The organism is Colwellia sp. 75C3, from assembly GCF_002836255.1.
GTDB lineage: Bacteria > Pseudomonadota > Gammaproteobacteria > Enterobacterales > Alteromonadaceae > Colwellia.
The window spans coordinates 277,270-294,864 of record NZ_PJAU01000061.1 but is presented as its reverse complement, the minus strand read 5'-3'; the positions used below and the strand labels follow the sequence as shown (position 1 = coordinate 294,864).

The following is a 17,595-nucleotide window of genomic DNA, read 5'->3' as shown; positions in this document are numbered from 1 at the left end:
GGAAAAATTATGTCGTTATTAATTGCAATGTTTTCATTCTCATTGGCTATGTCAATCTCTCCGGGTCCAGTGAATATGGTGATTGTATCCTCAGGAGCAAGTTATGGAGTACGTAAAACCTTTTCATTCGTATCTGGTGGCACGATTGGCTTCACGTCGCTATTACTCTTTATCGGCTTAGGGTTTTATAAAATCATCGATTTGTATCCATTACTGCTTAAATATTTAGCTATTGCAGGTTCATTATTTATTGTCTATATGGGATATTTAATCGCATCCTCAAAGCCTGAGTTAGATATTGAGCAACAAAAATTACCAACGTTTATGCAAGGTTTCCTTTTACAATGGCTAAATCCTAAAGCATGGGTTGCGAGTGTCGCTGGTGTGTCGTTATTTTCAGTGCCAAACAATAGCCAAGTATTTTTAACCTTTGCATTGGTATATTTTTTAGTCTGTTATCTTTCGCTTTTTTCTTGGTCTGTTCTAGGGGATAAAGTAACAATACTGCTAAATAGTCCGTTAAGGTTAAAGCTGTTTAATAAACTAATGGGAGGATTACTGATTGTGACCGCTTGCTTTTTACTCTATTCACAGTTTAATTAAAGCCAATATACCCTAGTACTGAACGTTAAGTTTAAGGTTTATTGTGTTGAATTGACTATCACAGACAGATATTTCCACACTAGCGATATTTCAGGCTGCGCTGAAATGTTATTAGAAGATTCACCGGACACCTACTTGGGCGTTACGGTCCAAGAATCAATAGAAATGGTCCGTTCGGTTATCCCTGCTAACATTGAAATCCGACAAAATATTACCGGTGAATGTCTTAGCTGATGCAGTTTTAGCTTGTATTAACCTATTATTCTATGCCGACAATGACTGGTGAAGATCTTTTAAAGTACTGTTAGCCATTCGTCAGTATTTAGTAAAACCAGTTAAACTTGGATTATTGGCTCAAGCTATAGCGGGCTGTTTAACTACAAATATCACTGCCAATATGACAAGCGTAGAGCTGATTCGGATACTGAAGCTTTAATTATAGGAGGGAGAAACGGCACTTTTATTTGATTAACTTAACGCTTAGTAATTAACGAGTACATTTCGTTAAATTTGGCTTTATGTAAAACCGATAGTAGCCGAAAAGGTTACTGCTAATAAATAAAGCTTCCATAATTACAGCCGTAGGAGAGTTGACTAGATAATTATGCAACAACCAAAAGCTAGTGCCAACAATCATCAATTGTCTTAGTTTTTTATCCTTTGGACAAAATGCCGCTATCGTTTGCATAACAGCCCCAACACAACTTATAAGACTAACCACGCCATTGAACGTATAAGCGGTCACACATAATGAACACAAAATAAAAATCAACATGACGAATGTTGATGTTGTGAATATGCTAGAGAAATAACGAATAACAGCTACCGCCATTAACCCCGCAGCCGTATATTGTTGAAGTAAAACAAAGTGGCTACAAATTAGGACTCCGGCAATACATAAGCACCCAACTATTTTACGACGGTCTTTAAATTGAAATGAGGCTAAATCAAATAATATTGCAATACCAATTAACAGCTGTGATATAAAAAATGCTGACATCTTTATTTTTCCATTAAGTTATAGATTGGATAAAATTAAGAAGCGCATTATGGGGTAAAATTATTTCGAAAGAGTTAACTTAAGTTAATGCAGTAAACTGCATATCGGCTTACAGATGTCGTATCAGCGATTATTAATTCTATTTTTTATTCTTGATAAACTAATGGGACTAATTCCAATATACGTAGCTAATTGAATGTTGTTAAGGCTAGATATCCACTTCGGGGCATATTCAAGTAGGTGTAAGTAACGCTCTTCAGGGGTTTTTAACAGTAAAAATATTTCTTTATCTTCTTTGTAAAGTAACTGTTGTTGGAGTAATTCAAGCTTTGCGGGTAACCATTCGGGTAAGTTGAGTAAATTTAAAGGCACTCTAATAACTTCAGAGTGGTTTAAAGCATCAATTTGATAGGTCGCTGGAGATTTAGTTAGCCAAGCTGAATATAAAAAACTCATCTCACCTTTAAAGTAATACTCCTTACAGTGTTCACTTCCGGTATTAGAATAATGAGCAGCTCTTAATATTCCAGACAATATGAAATAGCCATACTGCTGTAGTTCACCTTGACGTAATAATACATCGGTAGCATTGATTTTTATAAATTTAAACTGTGGTGAAGCTTCACTTATAATGTCATTTTTAATATTGAGTTTTATAAAATATTCATGAATTGTTTTTAGTTCTTTGGGATTCATAGGCTCGAATTATAAGAGGTATAGTTTCAATTATATTAAATTACTATGGAAATACTACTGAAAAAATCAAATGCTTTGTTCCTAATATAAAATGTGAATGAAGAATGTCTGCTTATTGCTGAATAGTTTATTAGCTCTGGCTTCAGGTTAAGTAGAATCGTCTCTATCGAGGTTTTTTCGTTGAAAGTTTCACTATAAAAAGATGTGTATGGTTCGTTACAAATTCACATCCAGAATTATTCTGTACATCATCACTTATTCTGTCTACAAGAATACTTTGATTAGTAACAACTTTCATCTAATCTAGAGCCAGGGTGATAAATGTTATTAGTATATTTTATGCTATGATATCGTTAAGTTTATTAAAAATGTTCAGCTGGTTTTAAGGAAAATTAATGCCAAAAATATATCGTTATTTCATGATATTACTATCATGTTTCTTGGTGGGTGCTTGCGAACAAGAAAAAATAAAGCCTATACCTCCGAAAGTAATAGTTAAGCTAGTAAAACAAGAAACAGTGCCTGTTTATGGCAGTTATATTGGTGTTACTCGGGCTTCTTTAGATGTTGAAGTAAGAGCAAGAATAACCGGCTATGTTGAGAAAGTAGAGTTTGTAGAAGGAAGCTGGGTAGAAGCCGGAGAGTTGTTATATTTGATTGATGACAAGCCATATATAGCAAAAAGAAAACAAGTTTTAGCACAACTTGAAAAAGACAAAGCAGCTTATGAAAAAACAAAACGTGATGCCATACGTTTAAAACCCCTTTATGAACAAGACGCCGCTAGCCAACTAGATTATGACACTGCAGTGTCAAATCAAGAACAAGCAAAAGCATCAGTGATGGCATCACAAGCCAATGTAGATGAAGTTGATTTAGAGTTAAGTTATACCCAAATTAGAGCGCCAATAAGTGGAATGGTTGGTGGCTCTCTAGCCGATATTGGTGCTTTAGTTGGCACAGGAGGCATATCTTTACTTACTACAGTCCAACAAATTGATCCTATTTATGTCAATTTCAATATGTCATCCCTTGATTATTTAAATGCCCGTAGAAGAATGAATACTTTGCTAGAAAAGAGGCAAGCAGAGGAGCAGGGCAAAGCTTTAGAGGGGTTTGTCAGAATTACACTGCCAGATGATAGTGAATACCGATATTGGGGTGATGTTAGCTTTACCGATCCTAAAGTTAATCCGAAAACGGGTACCTTTAAAGTTAGAGCTGTGCTGCCCAATCCTGATAGTGAATTATTACCTGGCCAATATACCAGTGCACGAATTCGTTTAAGTGAATATAGCAATGCTGTAGTGATCGAAGAAGAGGCTATACGGGTAGAGCAGGGAGGTATTTATGTCATGGTAGTAATGCCTGACAATACCGTTGAACATAGATTCGTTATGGTTAAGCATTATGGTGAACAAGGTTTAGTTATTGAATCTGGTTTAACTAAAGGTGAGCGAATTATCATTGCAGGGCAACACCGAGCTCGTCATGGCCAATTAGTTGAACCCTTGACCCAAGCTGAATATGAAGCAGATCAAGAAGCAAAACGAAATGCTAAAAAAGTAGTAGGTGAACTATAGTGTTTTCTCATTTCTTTATTAAAAGACCCATCTTTGCCAGTGTTATCTCTATTGTTATCGTCTTAACTGGCCTAGTGTCACTTTTGGGATTACCGATAGATCAATATCCTGATATAGCGCCTCCACAGGTAAAAGTATCAGCATCATTTTCGGGTGCTACGGCAAATGTTGCGTCTGAATCGGTTGGCGTACCACTTGAGCAAGAGCTTAATGGCACACCTAAGATGTTGTATATGGAGTCAAAATCGACAAACTCTGGTAGCACAAATATTACGGTGACATTCGAAGTCGGCACTGATGCAAATCTAGCGGCTGTGGATGTACAAAATACTGCGAGCCAGGCCGGTGGCGACTTACCGGTAGATGTACAACAAAATGGGGTGACGGTTTCAACAGAAAGTTCAGTTGAGCTATTAAAAATAGCCTTAACGTCTAGTGATGATAAATATAATGATATTTACCTAAGTAATTATGCATCAATTAATATCCAAGCCGCGTTAAAGCGAATTCCAGGCGTTGGGCGAGTTAGAAATACCGGTGCTCGTAGCTATTCTATGCGCATTTGGGTTAGACCTGATCGCATGGCGGGTTACTCACTTACCGTGACAGATGTGCGTAATGCCATTAAAGAACAAAATAAAGAAGCAGCGGCTGGTAGCATTGGTGCTCAGCCTATGGACGAATCCATAAAATTGAACTTTCCTATTAACGCTCAAGGGCGTTATAACAAAGTTGAAGATTTTAAAAACATTATGGTTAAAGTGGATCCGGACGGCTCAATTATTCGTTTACGTGATATTGCCAATATTGAGTTAGGCTCTTCTGCCTATACCTTACAATCAAAACTCAATGGTCAATCAGCAACGATCTTACAAATTTATATGTTACCTGGCTCAAATGCCCTTGAAGTAACCAAACGAGTTAAAGCTGAAATGGCAAATTTAGCCGCTGCTTTTCCTCAAGGTATGGATTGGGTTAGCTTTTATGATGCTTCTGAATTTATTGAACTATCGATTAACGAAGTGAAAACAACCTTATTTCAAGCGCTACTCTTGGTTATTTTAGTGGTTTATCTCTTTTTACAAAATTGGCGGACAACCTTAATACCCGCTTTAGCTGTGCCAGTCTCGATAATTGGTACCTTTGTTGCCTTAGCAGCGTTTGGCTTAACCATTAATACCATAAGCTTATTAGCGTTAGTACTAGCCATAGGCATCGTGGTTGATGATGCAATAGTGGTCGTTGAAAGTGTCGAAAGAATTATTCAAGAGGAGAAAAAGTCGGTTTTAGAAGCAACTAAACAAGCAATGTCAGAGCTGTCGGGCGCTTTGGTGGCAACCTCATTAGTATTAGCCGCAGTGTTTGTTCCGGTCTCTTTCCTCGCCGGTATTACTGGCATCATGTACCGAGAGTTTGCTATTGCTATTACGGTTGCTGTTTTAATTTCAACACTGGTCGCACTAACCTTGAGTCCTGCACTTTGTGTACTTTTTTTGAAAGAGAACCAGCAAGTTAAACCTAACCGATTTTTTAATTGGTTTAATCAGTTAATAGATAAACTAGCGCTTAAGTATACCAATGTAGTGAAACTGACTTGTTTTCATGCGAAACGCAGTTATTTAGCGTTTCTTGTTATGCTAATAGGTTGCTGGTTTATCTTTTCTAGCTTACCGACCGGCTTTATTCCGCAAGAAGACCAAGGCCGTTTTTTTGTTGATATTAGCTTACCTGACGCAGCAACAGTAACGCGAACTAATAAGGTCATTGAACAAGCAGAGAGCTACATCTTGGCGCATGATGCCGTGGCTTATTCATTCTCTTTAGCGGGTGAAAATAGACGCGCAGGTAGCGATCAAGCAAATGGTCAGTTAGAGGTGATTTTAAAGCCTTGGTCGTACCGCGCGGATAAAGACTATAGTGTTGAGCAAGTGTTAGAAGAACTTAGAGTGACACTTGAAAGTATACCTACCGCACAGTTTAATGTTTATCAGCCGTCAGCAGTATCAGGGGTTGGCAGTGGCTCGGGCGTTGAGTTTGCTCTACAGGATAGAAGCGGAGCAAACTTTGAAGGTTTAATGGAAACATTAAATGTCATCATTGATGAGTTAGGTAAACAGCCTGAAATAGCAAAAGCTTCTAGCCCAGTTCAAGCACAAGTCCCGCAACTTTTCTTAGAAGTAGACAGAGAAAAGGCTATGGCACTGGAAGTACCTATTGCTGATATTTATAGCACTATGCAAGTGTTAACAGGCTCTTCAGTTATCAATGATTTTAATCTCTTTGGTCGAGTGTATCGAGTGAAGATGCAAGCGGATGAGAGGTTTAGGGCTAGACCGAGTGACTTAAATAATTTCTATGTAAGAAGTGGCAATGGCGCTATGGTGCCGATGAATGTATTAGCAAAAATCACTCTGACAACGGGTCCTTCAGCAATTAACCGTTATAACTTATTTTCCAGTGCCAATGTAAATGTTTCTCCTGCAGAAGGTTACTCTAGTGGTGATGCTATTGCGGCTATAGAAAGAGTAACTGAACAGTTACTTCCTCCAGGTATGGGTTATGAATGGACCGGATTAACCTATCAGGAAATACAATCGGCGGGTCAAATGAATACCGCGCTGCTTTTAGCGGTGATATTTGTTTTCTTATTTTTGGCGGCGTTATATGAAAGTTGGACGTTGCCGTTGGCGGTCTTGTTAATTTCACCTATAGCAATGCTGGGAGCCAGCTTAACGGTTTGGATGGTTGGTATTGAAAATAACCTGTTTTTCCAAGTTGCCTTTATTGCCTTAATCGGCTTAGCGGCAAAAAATTCTATTTTGATAGTGGAAGTCGCTAATCAGCTGTATCGTAGCGGTCTATCGGCTCAAGAGGCTGCCTTTAAAGCGGCGAGTGTTAGGTTTAGACCAATTATGATGACAGCAGCCTCATTCATTTTAGGTGTTTTACCCTTAATTCTAGCTGCGGGACCCGGCTCTGTCAGTCGACAATCAATATCTTACCCCATTTTAGGCGGTATGATATTAGCAAGCACGCTGGGTATTATCCTTGTACCACTATTTTTTATCACGGTGACACGTCTCGTTAAAGTAAAAATAGCAGGAGATAACAATGAATAGATTGTTAAGAATTTCATTATTATCACTTTCAGTATCACTTTTGTTAAGCGCTTGTACCTTAGGTCCTGACTTTGAGAAACCAGCATTATCTGTTGAAGATAACTTCCAAGGTACCGAAGGTTATAACGTAACGGAAAGTACCGCTTTCATCAGTTGGCAACAGGCTTATCAAGATCCAGAGTTACAACGATTAATTGCACAAGCATTGGCACAAAACTATGATTTGGCCATTGCTATCTCACGTATCAAAGAAGCTCGGGCCCATGCCAATATAGCTGACTCCGCTTTTTATCCTAGCCTTGGCTTACTGGTGGAAAGTGAGCGAGTTTCACAAGGAAATTCCTCCGATTATGATGATGCTCATCAGTTGAAGGGACAGTTATCTTGGGATCTTGATTTGTTTGGGTATAACCAACGAGCTAGTGAAGCTGCATGGGCTGAATTAAACGCATTGGGTCAAGCAAGAAATGTGGTTGAGATGAATTTAGTTGCGGATGTAGCGAGTACCTATTTTTCTTTGAAGGATATAGAAGAAAAAATACATCTAAGTCAAAGTACGATAACGCTGAGAGAGCGAGCTTTTTATATTGCTAAATTAAGAAAAGAAAATGGTGTAATCTCCGGCTTAGACGTCAGGCAAGCAGAGGTTGAATTAGAGTCTGCTAAAGTGACCATTCCTAGCCTCAAGTTAGAGCAAATAAAAACAATTAATCGATTAAAACTATTATTAGCCGATGAAAAAATTAAGATCGCAGAGAGTATCGATTTAGCTGAACAAGTATTAGCTGTTTCAATACCTGTAGCTATTCCATCGCAAGTACTCATGCGCCGTCCGGACGTACTGCAAGTTGAAGCTAAGTTACATGCTGCGACGGCCAAAATTGGTATGGCAAAGGCTAATCTATTTCCGAAGATAACCCTAACAAGTGAGTTTGGCTTTGAAAGTAGTCAATTGTCAGGGTTATTGTCTGGTGACAGTTCTTATTGGGATCTGGTTGGCGGCATAACACAACCCTTGTTTAATGCAGGTAAGCTTAGAAATGACCTAACAGCTGCGGAAGAAAGAGCTTACCAAAGTAGCTTGGAATATAAAAAAGTTGTGATGAATGCTTTTCTTGAAGTAAGTAATCAATTAATGGCATTTAAATCAAGTCAGACTATTTACTCTGCACAAAAAAAGCTACTTGTCGCAGCCAGTGAGTATGAACGATTGGCCCGTTTGCGTTATCGAAATGGCGTGGCAAGTGCATTAGATTTTATGGATGCTCAGCGGAAATTATTCGATGCCCAGTTGTCTTTTAGTTCAGCTAAAAAGGAACGATTACATTCATTTGTTAATTTGTATCGTGCCCTTGGTGGTGGCTGGACAATTGAAAACGAAGAGTTAACAACAGAAACAAAATAGTTTGTTGTATGATCAGGGAGTTAAATTTAACGCCCTGATCATTCAATCGAGTAACCAATAGCTTTAATCTTGTCCTCTTTTCTTCATCATGCCTGTATGCAATAACCAATTCCTTTTTCAAAACGTGGATGACAATTTTTATATGAGTCTGTGGTCAAACGAATGTTTTTCTTCAATTGTGCTATTAGCTAGAGAATATAAAATTAGAAATGATGTACCGAAAGCGTTAAGTGCTATATGTTAGCTGCATTAATATTCTATGATTGAAAAAAGTATGGCGTTAAAAGCGGATTTAAAACAATTTCTGGACGAAGAAGGTAACGAACTCGAGCTTACAGCACAAGCAAAAACAGTGTTCAACTTTCTAATCAAAATTGTGTTATCGGTTTCTGAAAATATCGAAAAACCACGCGTTGATGTTGATTTGAAATGCAATACCCGTGCAGCAGCACTGTCTTGCGAGGGCGATATAGAAGCAAGGTGTATATCAATTGGCATGATTGAGTGGCATTGCGACACCTGTGAAGCCGCTGGAACAATCTCTAATTGGCAGGGAAGTATGTGGGACCTACAAGAACGCACAATTCACTAGCGTTGCTTTAGGTGTTAACCAGTGTAGTGATTAAGCGCTAGGTTACTATGCAATTTCTACGGCGTTATGTATTCATTAAATTTGGAGTGTTTATGTCTTTTGAGAGAATCATGGGATTGGAAGTTATTGACGATGAAATATATCAACAATATCGTGACAATATGATACCTATCCTTAAACTTTTTGGTGGTAGTTTCGGTTTCGACTTTATCGTTAGTGATGTCTTGAAATCTAAAACAGAAGAGCCGATAAATCGTGTTTTTACTATCGATTTCCCAAGCCAAGAAATGATGGATAAATTTTTCTCTGATGCATCTTACCTTGAGGTGAAAGATAAATATTTTAAATATTCAGTAAAATCAGTTACCACAATTTCAATGCATGAAAAGAGTGCACAGTAATAAAATATACTGGAATAGGTAACCATTACCTGTCCTTTTTTCGCACAATGTATCATCAGAGTTTTTAGATGCGTAGTAACGTCTTTATGTTTTCTACCTAACCCAACAATGTAAATGTTGAAGGTGAGTACAATGACAAAAAAATATACAAAGTTTTACGACTTTTACCCGTTTTACTTGAGTCAGCATACTAACCTGATATGTCGCCGACTTCATTTTGTAGGCTCTTGTTTTATTCTTTTGTTAATTCTTTATGTCGCGGTGTTCGGTGGCTTACACTTATTGTGGTTTATACCCTTGATTGGTTATGGTTTCGCTTGGATCGGGCATTTTATATTTGAAAAAAATAGACCTGCTACTTTTATATACCCACTTTATAGTTTGATGGCAGACTGGGTTATGTTTAAGGATATAGTCATCGGTAAAATTAAATTCTAATAAGTGAAATAAATCGCATACAGCAATATTTTCATGGCTAAGTTCAAATAATAAAAACTAAAATACATCTATAAACGTATAAAGATAAATGCCCAACTAAATGGTAATTAAAATGTTTTCAATATTTAAAAAAGATCCAGTAAAAAAATTAAATAAGCGATATGAAGCCAAGCTAGAGCAAGCCATGCAGGCACAAAGAAATGGAGATATTAGATCCTATGCGTCGATTACCGCTGAAGCTGAAAAAATAGCGATAGAAATACAAGCATTAGAAAGTTTAGCCAAAAGCTAACAAAGATTAGGTGCCGAGCAGCCGGCACCTATTTCTATTTGTTACATGCCATAATTGGCATCAACAAGTTCCCCAATATTAAATTCTGATATTATACTTTGCTCTTTTAACCAAGTAGAGATACTTGATATATCAGCTTCAGTGACAGAGCCATAACGCTCCTGAGAAGAAATAAATCCAGCAAAAGAGCTTAAATCTCCGCCACCGCCGATACATAGGTTTAGCGTTCCAGTATAAGCGTAAAAATCGTTCATTATGATTTCTAACTCAGACTCTTCCTTGCAGTTTAAATTACAATCTAATTCAACACCCATGGTAGCGAATTCGTCTAAATACAGTTTTTTTCTTAATCTACGAGATTTTTGAGATTGCATAATTATTCCTTGGTATAACAGTATTTTATGAGACGTCTCAGTAATGTCCGTCCCATAAGCCTTATTTAATTGGCGTTAATATCCCATATTTTCACTACCCTATAAACTAAAAATATCTTATTTTTAATCGGAATTAAGGCCTTCCTGAAGCAGCTTAGTAATAACTCAAAAGAAATCAAGTGCTATTGCTACTAATATCAGTCAGTTAGTGGTTTTTTAAATGCGCTAGAGTTATTAATAAAACTGATTTGTTATTTGACCCGACTGATTTATTGTAAAATTTATTTAGCTTTCTTTACCAATATTTCATTATTTATAACTGTCTATAAAAATGGCTTAATGTCGGTGAAAACTTGGTAATTCAAATCTTTACAGAGTTTAGCACTCTATCTCATCATCATTTTCTAACAAATAGCTACTTTTACCAGTAGCATTTTTTGCATCTTGAATGTAACTTACCTAAAAATATAGAGTTTTTACTTTATTGTTGTTAGACGCTATCAAATTGTAGTCGCCATGAAATAATACATTATGTGAATAGGCAATATTCTCAATAAAAATAGCAAGTATCCCCAATGAGCTGGTACAAAAGGGGTAAGGGTGCTTTTTAGAGTAAACACTAGTAGTTTTTTATAATTATATATTTTATTATATATTCACATAACCAGCATATATATTCACAAATAGTTTGACTCAGCCCCCTTTTAGAGGTACTTTTTCCGACCGCTTTACATAATGATTTTCAATAATAACAGTTCGTCCAATAAAGACTTAGTCGAAGTCTGACGTTCAATGTTCAAGAAATCTTAATAATATTCTGAAGGATCAGTAGCGCACACTTAGAGCATTAGAAATAGATGCCTTAATTAGCAAGCAGCTTAATTAGCATGCAAAAGCTAATAGAAATAGTTTGATGAAATAGGAATAAACAATGAATAATATGAGCAAAAAATCACAAGGCCTTTATCGCGCCGAGTTTGAACATGACAGTTGTGGTATTGGTTTTGTCGCCAACCTTAAAGGTAAAAAATCTCACGATATTATTGAGAATGCACTCACCATGTTGAGTTGTATGGAACATCGTGGTGGTACTGGTTTTGACGTCAAAAGTGGTGACGGTGCTGGTATTCTTATTCAAATTCCCCATGACTTTTTAAGTGAAGAAACCACAACATTAGGCTTTAACTTACCAGATGCTGGAAATTACGGCGTTGGCATGATTTTCTTTCCGCGCGACAAAGCACAAAATGAAGCGTGTAGAGACATTTTAAACGAAAATATTACTGAGCTAGGCTTAACCTTATTAGGTTATCGTCATGTCCCTGGTGATAACTCAATGTTAGGTGCTGCTTCATTTGATACCGAGCCAAACATTGAGCAAGTGTTTATTGCAAAACCAGCTGAACTAACTGCACAAGAGTTTGAGCGTAAGTTATTTGTTTTGCGTAAATATACCTCACATAAAATTAATGCTACTGGTATTACTGAGCGTGATGAGTTTTACGTTACCTCAATGTCATCAACAAAAATTGTCTATAAAGGGCAGTTTACTACCAAGCAAGTGCGTGAATATTATCTTGATCTTCAAGACGAGCGTACTATCTCTGGTATGGCGATGTTCCACTCGCGTTTTTCAACAAACACTTTCCCAGCTTGGCGTCGTGCGCAACCATTTCGTTATATCGCCCATAATGGTGAAATCAACACAGTGCGCGGTAACATCAACTGGATGAATGCTCGTGAAGCATTGTTTAGCTCAGTTAACTTTAGTGATGCTGAACTGAAAATGTTGAATCCTATTTGTAATAACGATAACTCTGATTCTGCCAACCTTGATATGGCGATAGAGTTATTAGTGCTAAGTGGACGTTCGTTAGCGCAAGTTATGATGATGATGGTACCAGAAGCTTGGCAAACCCAAGCAGACATGGATCCAACTAAGCGCGCATTTTATGAATATTATGCGTGTATTATGGAGCCGTGGGATGGCCCAGCTTCGTTATCGTTTACCGATGGTAATGTTATTGGCGCGACACTCGATCGTAATGGTTTACGTCCTTCTCGTTACTTGTTAACCGAAGATGGCACCTTAGTTATGGGTTCTGAAACAGGCACCTTGTGTGTTGATCAGTCTACTGTTGTTGAAAAAGGTCGTCTGCAGCCAGGTAAAATATTCATTGCTGATTTAAAGCAAGGTCGCATCATCAGTGATGATGAAGTTAAAGCTCAAGTGAGCTCAGCTCAGCCTTACGGTAAGTGGCTAGCAGATAACAAAGTTGAATTAGATAAATTACCCGTTCCAATAGCGTCTATTGCTCAACCACCACTGGCAGAACTGCGTAAAATGCAAAAAGCTTTTGGTTATACCAGTGAAGACCTTAATGTGGTGCTTGCGGGTATGGTTGGTACATCTAAAGAGCCACTAGGTGCTATGGGCACAGATACCCCATTAGCGGTATTGTCGCATCGTCCACAGCAGTTATCACATTACTTTAAGCAGTTGTTCGCACAAGTAACTAACCCGCCAATCGATCCGATTCGTGAAGAGTTGGTTATGTCGTTACGTGGTTATATTGGAAAGTCGCTTAACTTACTTGATGAAACAGCAGAGCATTGTCACAAAGTTGAAATTGAACAACCGGTATTAACAATCGATCAATTACGCAAATTACAATATATTGATAATCATCATCTGCAATCAAAAACCATTGCTATTACTTTTAACGCTAGCGGTGGACCTGGTGCACTTAAAAAGGCGCTTGACCGTGTCTGTTTTAACGCAAAAAGTGCCGTTGAAGATGGTTATGAAATCTTAATCTTGAGTGATCGTGAAGTTGATAGTGATCATGTTGCTATTCCATCAGTATTAGCAACAGCAGCTGTTCATCATTACTTAATTCGCGAAAAATTGCGTTCAGGTGCTGATATTATTTTAGAATCAGGAGACATCCGTGAAACGCATCATTTTGCTACTGTTATTGGTTATGGCGCTGCAGCAGTAAACCCATACTTAGCACTAGAAAGTATGTATGGCTTACGTGATGAAGGCGTGCTTGACAGCAAGTTAACAGATGAAGATATTGTTGCCAAGTACACTGCAGCGGTAGGTAGTGGTTTACTGAAAACCTTCTCTAAAATGGGTATTTCAACATTACAGTCATATTTAGGTGCGCAAGTCTTTGAAGCATTGGGTATTAACTCTGATGTAATTGATGAATACTTTACCGGTACGGTTAGTCGAATCCAAGGTTTAAGCTTAGATCAAATCGCTCAAGAAGCGCTGTTACGTCATCGTGAAGGTTTCCCAGAAGCGAACAGAATTGCGATTGAAAATTTATTACCTACAGGTGGTGAATACTCGTGGCGTCATGATGGCGAACGTCATTTATTTAGCCCAACAGTTATTCGTTTATTGCAACATTCAACAGCAAGTAACGATACTAACCAATTCAAGCAGTACGCAAAAACAGTTGATGATCAAAGTAAAGACGCTTTTACTCTACGAGGTTTACTTGATCTCAGTAGCGACCGTGCTTCAATTCCATTAAGTGACGTTGAGCCGATAGAAAATATCTTTAAACGTTTTGCTTCAGGTGCAATGTCATTTGGTTCAATCTCGTGGGAAGCACACACCACGTTAGCCATTGCCATGAATCGCATTGGTGGTAAGAGCAACAGCGGTGAGGGTGGAGAAGATCCAATTCGTTTTACCCCACTAGAAAATGGCGATTCAATGAACTCGCGCATTAAGCAAGTTGCTTCAGGTCGTTTTGGCGTTACTAGTCATTATTTGGCTAACGCAGATGAACTACAAATTAAAATGGCGCAGGGCGCTAAACCCGGTGAAGGTGGACAATTACCAGGTGATAAAGTTGATGCATGGATTGGTAAAACACGTGGCTCTACGCCGGGTGTTGGTTTGATTTCACCGCCACCACATCATGATATCTACTCTATTGAAGATTTATCTCAGCTTATTTTTGATCTTAAAAATGCTAACCGTGAAGCGCGCGTTAACGTGAAATTAGTATCAGAAGCAGGTGTTGGTACTATCGCCTCGGGGGTAACTAAAGCTTACGCTGATGTGGTACTTATTGCAGGTCATGATGGCGGCACGGGTGCTTCTCCACTTAGTTCAATTAAACATACCGGCTTACCGTGGGAACTTGGTTTGGCTGAAACTCATCAGACGTTGGTACGTAATAAACTGCGTAGCCGAATTACTGTACAAACGGATGGCCAACTTAAAACACCACGTGATTTAGCGATTGCTACGTTACTTGGCGCTGAAGAATACGGCATGGCCACAACAGCTTTAGTTGTTGAAGGTTGTATCATGATGCGTAAGTGTCATTTAAATACTTGTCCAGTTGGCATTGCCACGCAAGATAAAGGTTTACGTGACAAATTCACCGGTCGTGCTGATATTTTAGTTAACTTCTTTACCATGATGGCTGAAGGGTTACGTGAGATTATGGCAGAACTTGGTTTTAGAAGTATTGAGGAAATGGTTGGTCAAACGCAGTGTCTTAAGCAACGCGAAGATGTAGACCATTGGAAATATAAGGGTGTTGATTTATCGCCGCTATTACATAAAGAAGAATGTGGTGAGAATGAAACACTGTATAAATCAATAGACCAAAAACACCTGATTGACGACATTATCGATCGCAAGATGATAAAAGATGCGCAAGCTGCACTAGATAAACAACAAAGCGTAGAGCTTGAATATGACGTTATCAATACAGATAGAACCATTGGCGCAATGATTTCCAACGAAATCTCGAAAAAGTACCAAGACAAAGGGTTACCAGAAAATACTATCAAAGTTAAGTTTAACGGCTCGGCAGGTCAGAGCTTTGGTTGTTTCTCTGCTAAAGGTTTACGTTTTGAACTTGAAGGCGATTCTAATGATTACTTTGGTAAAGGGCTATCGGGTGCAAACCTTGTTGTTTACCCAAGTAAACAAGCTAAGTTCTCGCCACGCGATAATATTCTGATTGGTAACGTCGCCTTTTTTGGTGCTACCTCTGGTACTGCCTTTATACGTGGTATTGCCGGCGAACGTTTCTGTGTTCGTAATTCAGGCGCTACCGTAGTGGTAGAAGGTATTGGTGACCACGGTTGTGAATACATGACCGGTGGTAAAGCAGTCATACTAGGCGCAACAGGTCGTAACTTTGCTGCTGGTATGTCTGGTGGTGTTGCTTATATTCTTGATGTGAATAATGATTTCGCACCAAAATGTAATATGGAAATGGTTTCATTAGAAACCGTTGATAGTGATGCTGAAAGCCTTGAGTTAAAAGCGTTAATTACTCAACACTTTGATGATACAGACTCAGATGTTGCCAGTGAATTATTAAGTGATTGGCACAACAGCGTTAAACGTTTCGTTAAAGTAATGCCAGTTGATTTCAAGCGCATGCAAGGTTACATGAATGACGTACGCGAAAGCGGTAAATTCGAGTCTGAATATGACATTGCCGTACAAGCATTCGATATCCATTTAAACAAACTAGCAAGCGCAAAAGCTTAAGCTGCCAAGGAGAATATATTATGGGAAATCCAACTGGGTTTATCAACGTAGGTCGTGCCTTGCCAACTGAACGTAATGCAGGTGAACGTTTAATTGATTGGCTTGAAGTATATGAAGAGATTCCACAAAAAGAGGTAGAGAAGCAAGCTTCTCGCTGTATGGACTGTGGTGTACCATTCTGTCAGTCGGCAAAGTCAGAGTTTGCACCTGTCGTTGCTGGTTGTCCTGTGAACAATGTTATTCCTGAATGGAATGACTTGATTTATCGAGGTCGTTGGAAAGATGCAATAGAACTATTACATAAAACCAATAACTTCCCTGAGTTTACTGGTCGAGTATGTCCTGCTCCTTGTGAAGGTGCTTGTGTACTCGGTATCAATGCTGATCCTGTCGCTATTAAATTGCATGAAAAAGAAATTATTGATCATGCTTTCAAAGAAGGTTGGGTTGTTGCTCAAATACCATCAGGTCGTACGGGTAAGAACGTTGCTGTGATTGGCTCAGGACCTGCGGGTCTAGCTGCTGCTGCACAGCTTAATAAAGCGGGTCATATGGTTACTGTTTATGAGCGTGCTGATCGTATAGGTGGTTTGCTAATGTACGGTATTCCAAACATGAAATTGCAAAAGGAATTAGTGCAACGCCGTGTTGATATTTTAGCGGAAGAGGGCATTGTTTTTGTTACTAACACTGAAGTGGGTACTGACATTAGTGTTGAACAGCTTGAAACAGATTTCGATTCGGTAGTTCTGTGTATCGGTGCAACCGTGCCACGCGACTTACCTGTTGAAGGCCGTGAACTTAACGGTGTTCATTTTGCTATGGATTTCTTGAAAGCAAATACCAAAAGCTTACTCGATAGCGAACATAAAGATGGTCAGTACATTAATGCGCAAGGTAAAAATGTGGTAGTTATTGGTGGTGGTGATACCGGTACCGATTGTATTGGTACCTCATTACGTCATCAGTGTAGCAGTGCTATTCAGCTAGAAATTATGCCACGTCCGCCAGAAAAACGTGAAGAGAATAGTAATCCATGGCCACAATGGCCAAAACGTTTGTTGGTTGATTATGGTCAAAAAGAAGCGATTTCAATTCAAGGGCAAGATCCTCGTCAATACTTAGTAATGACTAAGAAAATTGAAAGTGATGAGCAAGGTAATGTTAAAGCCGTTCATACGGTGGATATTACTTGGGAGCGTAATGATAAAGGACAAATGTTCCCACAAGAAGTCGCGGGTAGTGAAAAAGTTATTCCAGCCGATATCGTACTTATCGCCATGGGCTTTATGGGTCCTGAAGGTGGCTTGATTGAGCAATTTGGTCTTGAGCAAGACAACCGCTCTAACATTGCCGCAGAATACGATAAGTTTGCCACCAGTAAGCCAGGTGTCTTTGCTGCCGGTGATGGTCGTCGTGGTCAAAGTTTGATTGTTTGGGCTATTGATGAAGGTCGACGTTGTGCACGTGAGGTTGACAGTTACCTCATGGGTAAGAGTTATTTGCCTTAAGCACTTGTCTTAAGCAATTAACTACGACGGTTATATCCTAAA

At 38.6% G+C, this 17,595-nt stretch carries 14 protein-coding genes; 11 read left to right on the top strand and 3 right to left on the bottom strand.

Translation table 11 applies throughout. The features are described 5' to 3' along the window. Positions 1-9: 9 nt before the first annotated feature. Together CXF85_RS22475 and CXF85_RS22895 are read left to right on the top strand one after the other, a co-directional pair. Complete coding sequence (locus tag CXF85_RS22475; protein WP_101230878.1) at positions 10-603, top strand: LysE family translocator; 594 nt, start codon at positions 10-12, stop codon at positions 601-603. A gap of 51 nt (positions 604-654) precedes the next feature. Then, positions 655-837 carry a hypothetical protein gene (locus tag CXF85_RS22895; protein WP_157829169.1) on the top strand — a complete coding sequence of 61 codons (183 nt, stop codon included), beginning with the start codon at positions 655-657 and terminating at the stop codon, positions 835-837. 253 nt (positions 838-1,090) lie between these two features. Here the strand turns inward: CXF85_RS22895 and CXF85_RS22470 are convergent, their stop codons facing one another. Then, positions 1,091-1,603, bottom strand: a complete 513-nt coding sequence (locus tag CXF85_RS22470; RefSeq protein WP_101230877.1) for a YgjV family protein — start codon at positions 1,601-1,603, stop codon at positions 1,091-1,093. 123 nt (positions 1,604-1,726) lie between these two features. Further along, a complete protein-coding gene (locus CXF85_RS22465) occupies positions 1,727-2,299 on the bottom strand; it encodes a Crp/Fnr family transcriptional regulator (protein WP_101230876.1) in 573 nt (190 codons plus the stop codon). Positions 2,300-2,694: 395 nt separating this feature from the next. On the opposite strand from CXF85_RS22465, the gene CXF85_RS22460 reads away from it, so the two are divergent. The 7 genes from CXF85_RS22460 to CXF85_RS22430 all read left to right on the top strand — a co-directional run bounded on the left by CXF85_RS22460 (position 2,695) and on the right by CXF85_RS22430 (position 10,129). After that, positions 2,695-3,882, top strand: coding sequence for an efflux RND transporter periplasmic adaptor subunit (locus CXF85_RS22460; RefSeq protein WP_101230875.1), 1,188 nt, complete (start codon positions 2,695-2,697; stop codon positions 3,880-3,882). Then, the gene (locus CXF85_RS22455; RefSeq protein ID WP_101230874.1) at positions 3,882-7,001 is read left to right on the top strand and encodes an efflux RND transporter permease subunit; all 3,120 of its coding nucleotides are present in this window, start codon (positions 3,882-3,884) and stop codon (positions 6,999-7,001) included. Before CXF85_RS22460 ends, CXF85_RS22455 begins: the two co-directional genes overlap by 1 nt. After that, positions 6,994-8,406: an efflux transporter outer membrane subunit gene (locus tag CXF85_RS22450; protein WP_101230873.1), complete on the top strand. Its 1,413-nt coding sequence runs from the start codon at positions 6,994-6,996 to the stop codon at positions 8,404-8,406. Before CXF85_RS22455 ends, CXF85_RS22450 begins: the two co-directional genes overlap by 8 nt. Positions 8,407-8,665: 259 nt before the next feature. Further along, positions 8,666-8,998, top strand: coding sequence for a hypothetical protein (locus CXF85_RS22445; protein WP_232771309.1), 333 nt, complete (start codon positions 8,666-8,668; stop codon positions 8,996-8,998). Positions 8,999-9,090: 92 nt separating this feature from the next. Further along, positions 9,091-9,399, top strand: coding sequence for a DUF1330 domain-containing protein (locus CXF85_RS22440; protein WP_101230872.1), 309 nt, complete (start codon positions 9,091-9,093; stop codon positions 9,397-9,399). Between the two features lie 132 nt (positions 9,400-9,531). Beyond that, positions 9,532-9,837 (top strand): DUF962 domain-containing protein, encoded by a 306-nt coding sequence (locus CXF85_RS22435; RefSeq protein ID WP_101230871.1) that lies wholly within the window; start codon positions 9,532-9,534, stop codon positions 9,835-9,837. Between the two features lie 112 nt (positions 9,838-9,949). Continuing rightward, complete coding sequence (locus CXF85_RS22430) at positions 9,950-10,129, top strand: DUF6435 family protein (protein ID WP_101230870.1); 180 nt, start codon at positions 9,950-9,952, stop codon at positions 10,127-10,129. 41 nt (positions 10,130-10,170) lie between these two features. Here the strand turns inward: CXF85_RS22430 and CXF85_RS22425 are convergent, their stop codons facing one another. Continuing rightward, entirely contained in the window at positions 10,171-10,503 is a 333-nt protein-coding gene (locus tag CXF85_RS22425; RefSeq protein WP_101230869.1) for a 50S ribosome-binding protein YggL, read from the bottom strand. Between the two features lie 931 nt (positions 10,504-11,434). Between CXF85_RS22425 and gltB the strand changes: the two genes are divergently transcribed. Together gltB and CXF85_RS22415 are read left to right on the top strand one after the other, a co-directional pair. Then, positions 11,435-16,042 carry a glutamate synthase large subunit gene (gltB, locus tag CXF85_RS22420; RefSeq protein WP_101230868.1) on the top strand — a complete coding sequence of 1,536 codons (4,608 nt, stop codon included), beginning with the start codon at positions 11,435-11,437 and terminating at the stop codon, positions 16,040-16,042. Between the two features lie 20 nt (positions 16,043-16,062). Continuing rightward, positions 16,063-17,553, top strand: coding sequence for a glutamate synthase subunit beta (locus CXF85_RS22415; protein ID WP_101230867.1), 1,491 nt, complete (start codon positions 16,063-16,065; stop codon positions 17,551-17,553). The last annotated feature ends 42 nt before the right edge of the window (positions 17,554-17,595 follow it).

Coding starts and splice junctions, on each gene's coding strand:
- CXF85_RS22475 (WP_101230878.1), top strand. CDS start 10: ATGTCGTTATTAATTGCAATGTTTTCATTCTCATTGGCTATGTCAATC.
- CXF85_RS22470 (WP_101230877.1), bottom strand. CDS start 1,603: ATGTCAGCATTTTTTATATCACAGCTGTTAATTGGTATTGCAATATTA.
- CXF85_RS22465 (WP_101230876.1), bottom strand. CDS start 2,299: ATGAATCCCAAAGAACTAAAAACAATTCATGAATATTTTATAAAACTC.
- CXF85_RS22460 (WP_101230875.1), top strand. CDS start 2,695: ATGCCAAAAATATATCGTTATTTCATGATATTACTATCATGTTTCTTG.
- CXF85_RS22450 (WP_101230873.1), top strand. CDS start 6,994: ATGAATAGATTGTTAAGAATTTCATTATTATCACTTTCAGTATCACTT.
- CXF85_RS22445 (WP_232771309.1), top strand. CDS start 8,666: ATGATTGAAAAAAGTATGGCGTTAAAAGCGGATTTAAAACAATTTCTG.
- CXF85_RS22440 (WP_101230872.1), top strand. CDS start 9,091: ATGTCTTTTGAGAGAATCATGGGATTGGAAGTTATTGACGATGAAATA.
- CXF85_RS22435 (WP_101230871.1), top strand. CDS start 9,532: ATGACAAAAAAATATACAAAGTTTTACGACTTTTACCCGTTTTACTTG.
- CXF85_RS22430 (WP_101230870.1), top strand. CDS start 9,950: ATGTTTTCAATATTTAAAAAAGATCCAGTAAAAAAATTAAATAAGCGA.
- CXF85_RS22425 (WP_101230869.1), bottom strand. CDS start 10,503: ATGCAATCTCAAAAATCTCGTAGATTAAGAAAAAAACTGTATTTAGAC.
- gltB (WP_101230868.1), top strand. CDS start 11,435: ATGAATAATATGAGCAAAAAATCACAAGGCCTTTATCGCGCCGAGTTT.
- CXF85_RS22415 (WP_101230867.1), top strand. CDS start 16,063: ATGGGAAATCCAACTGGGTTTATCAACGTAGGTCGTGCCTTGCCAACT.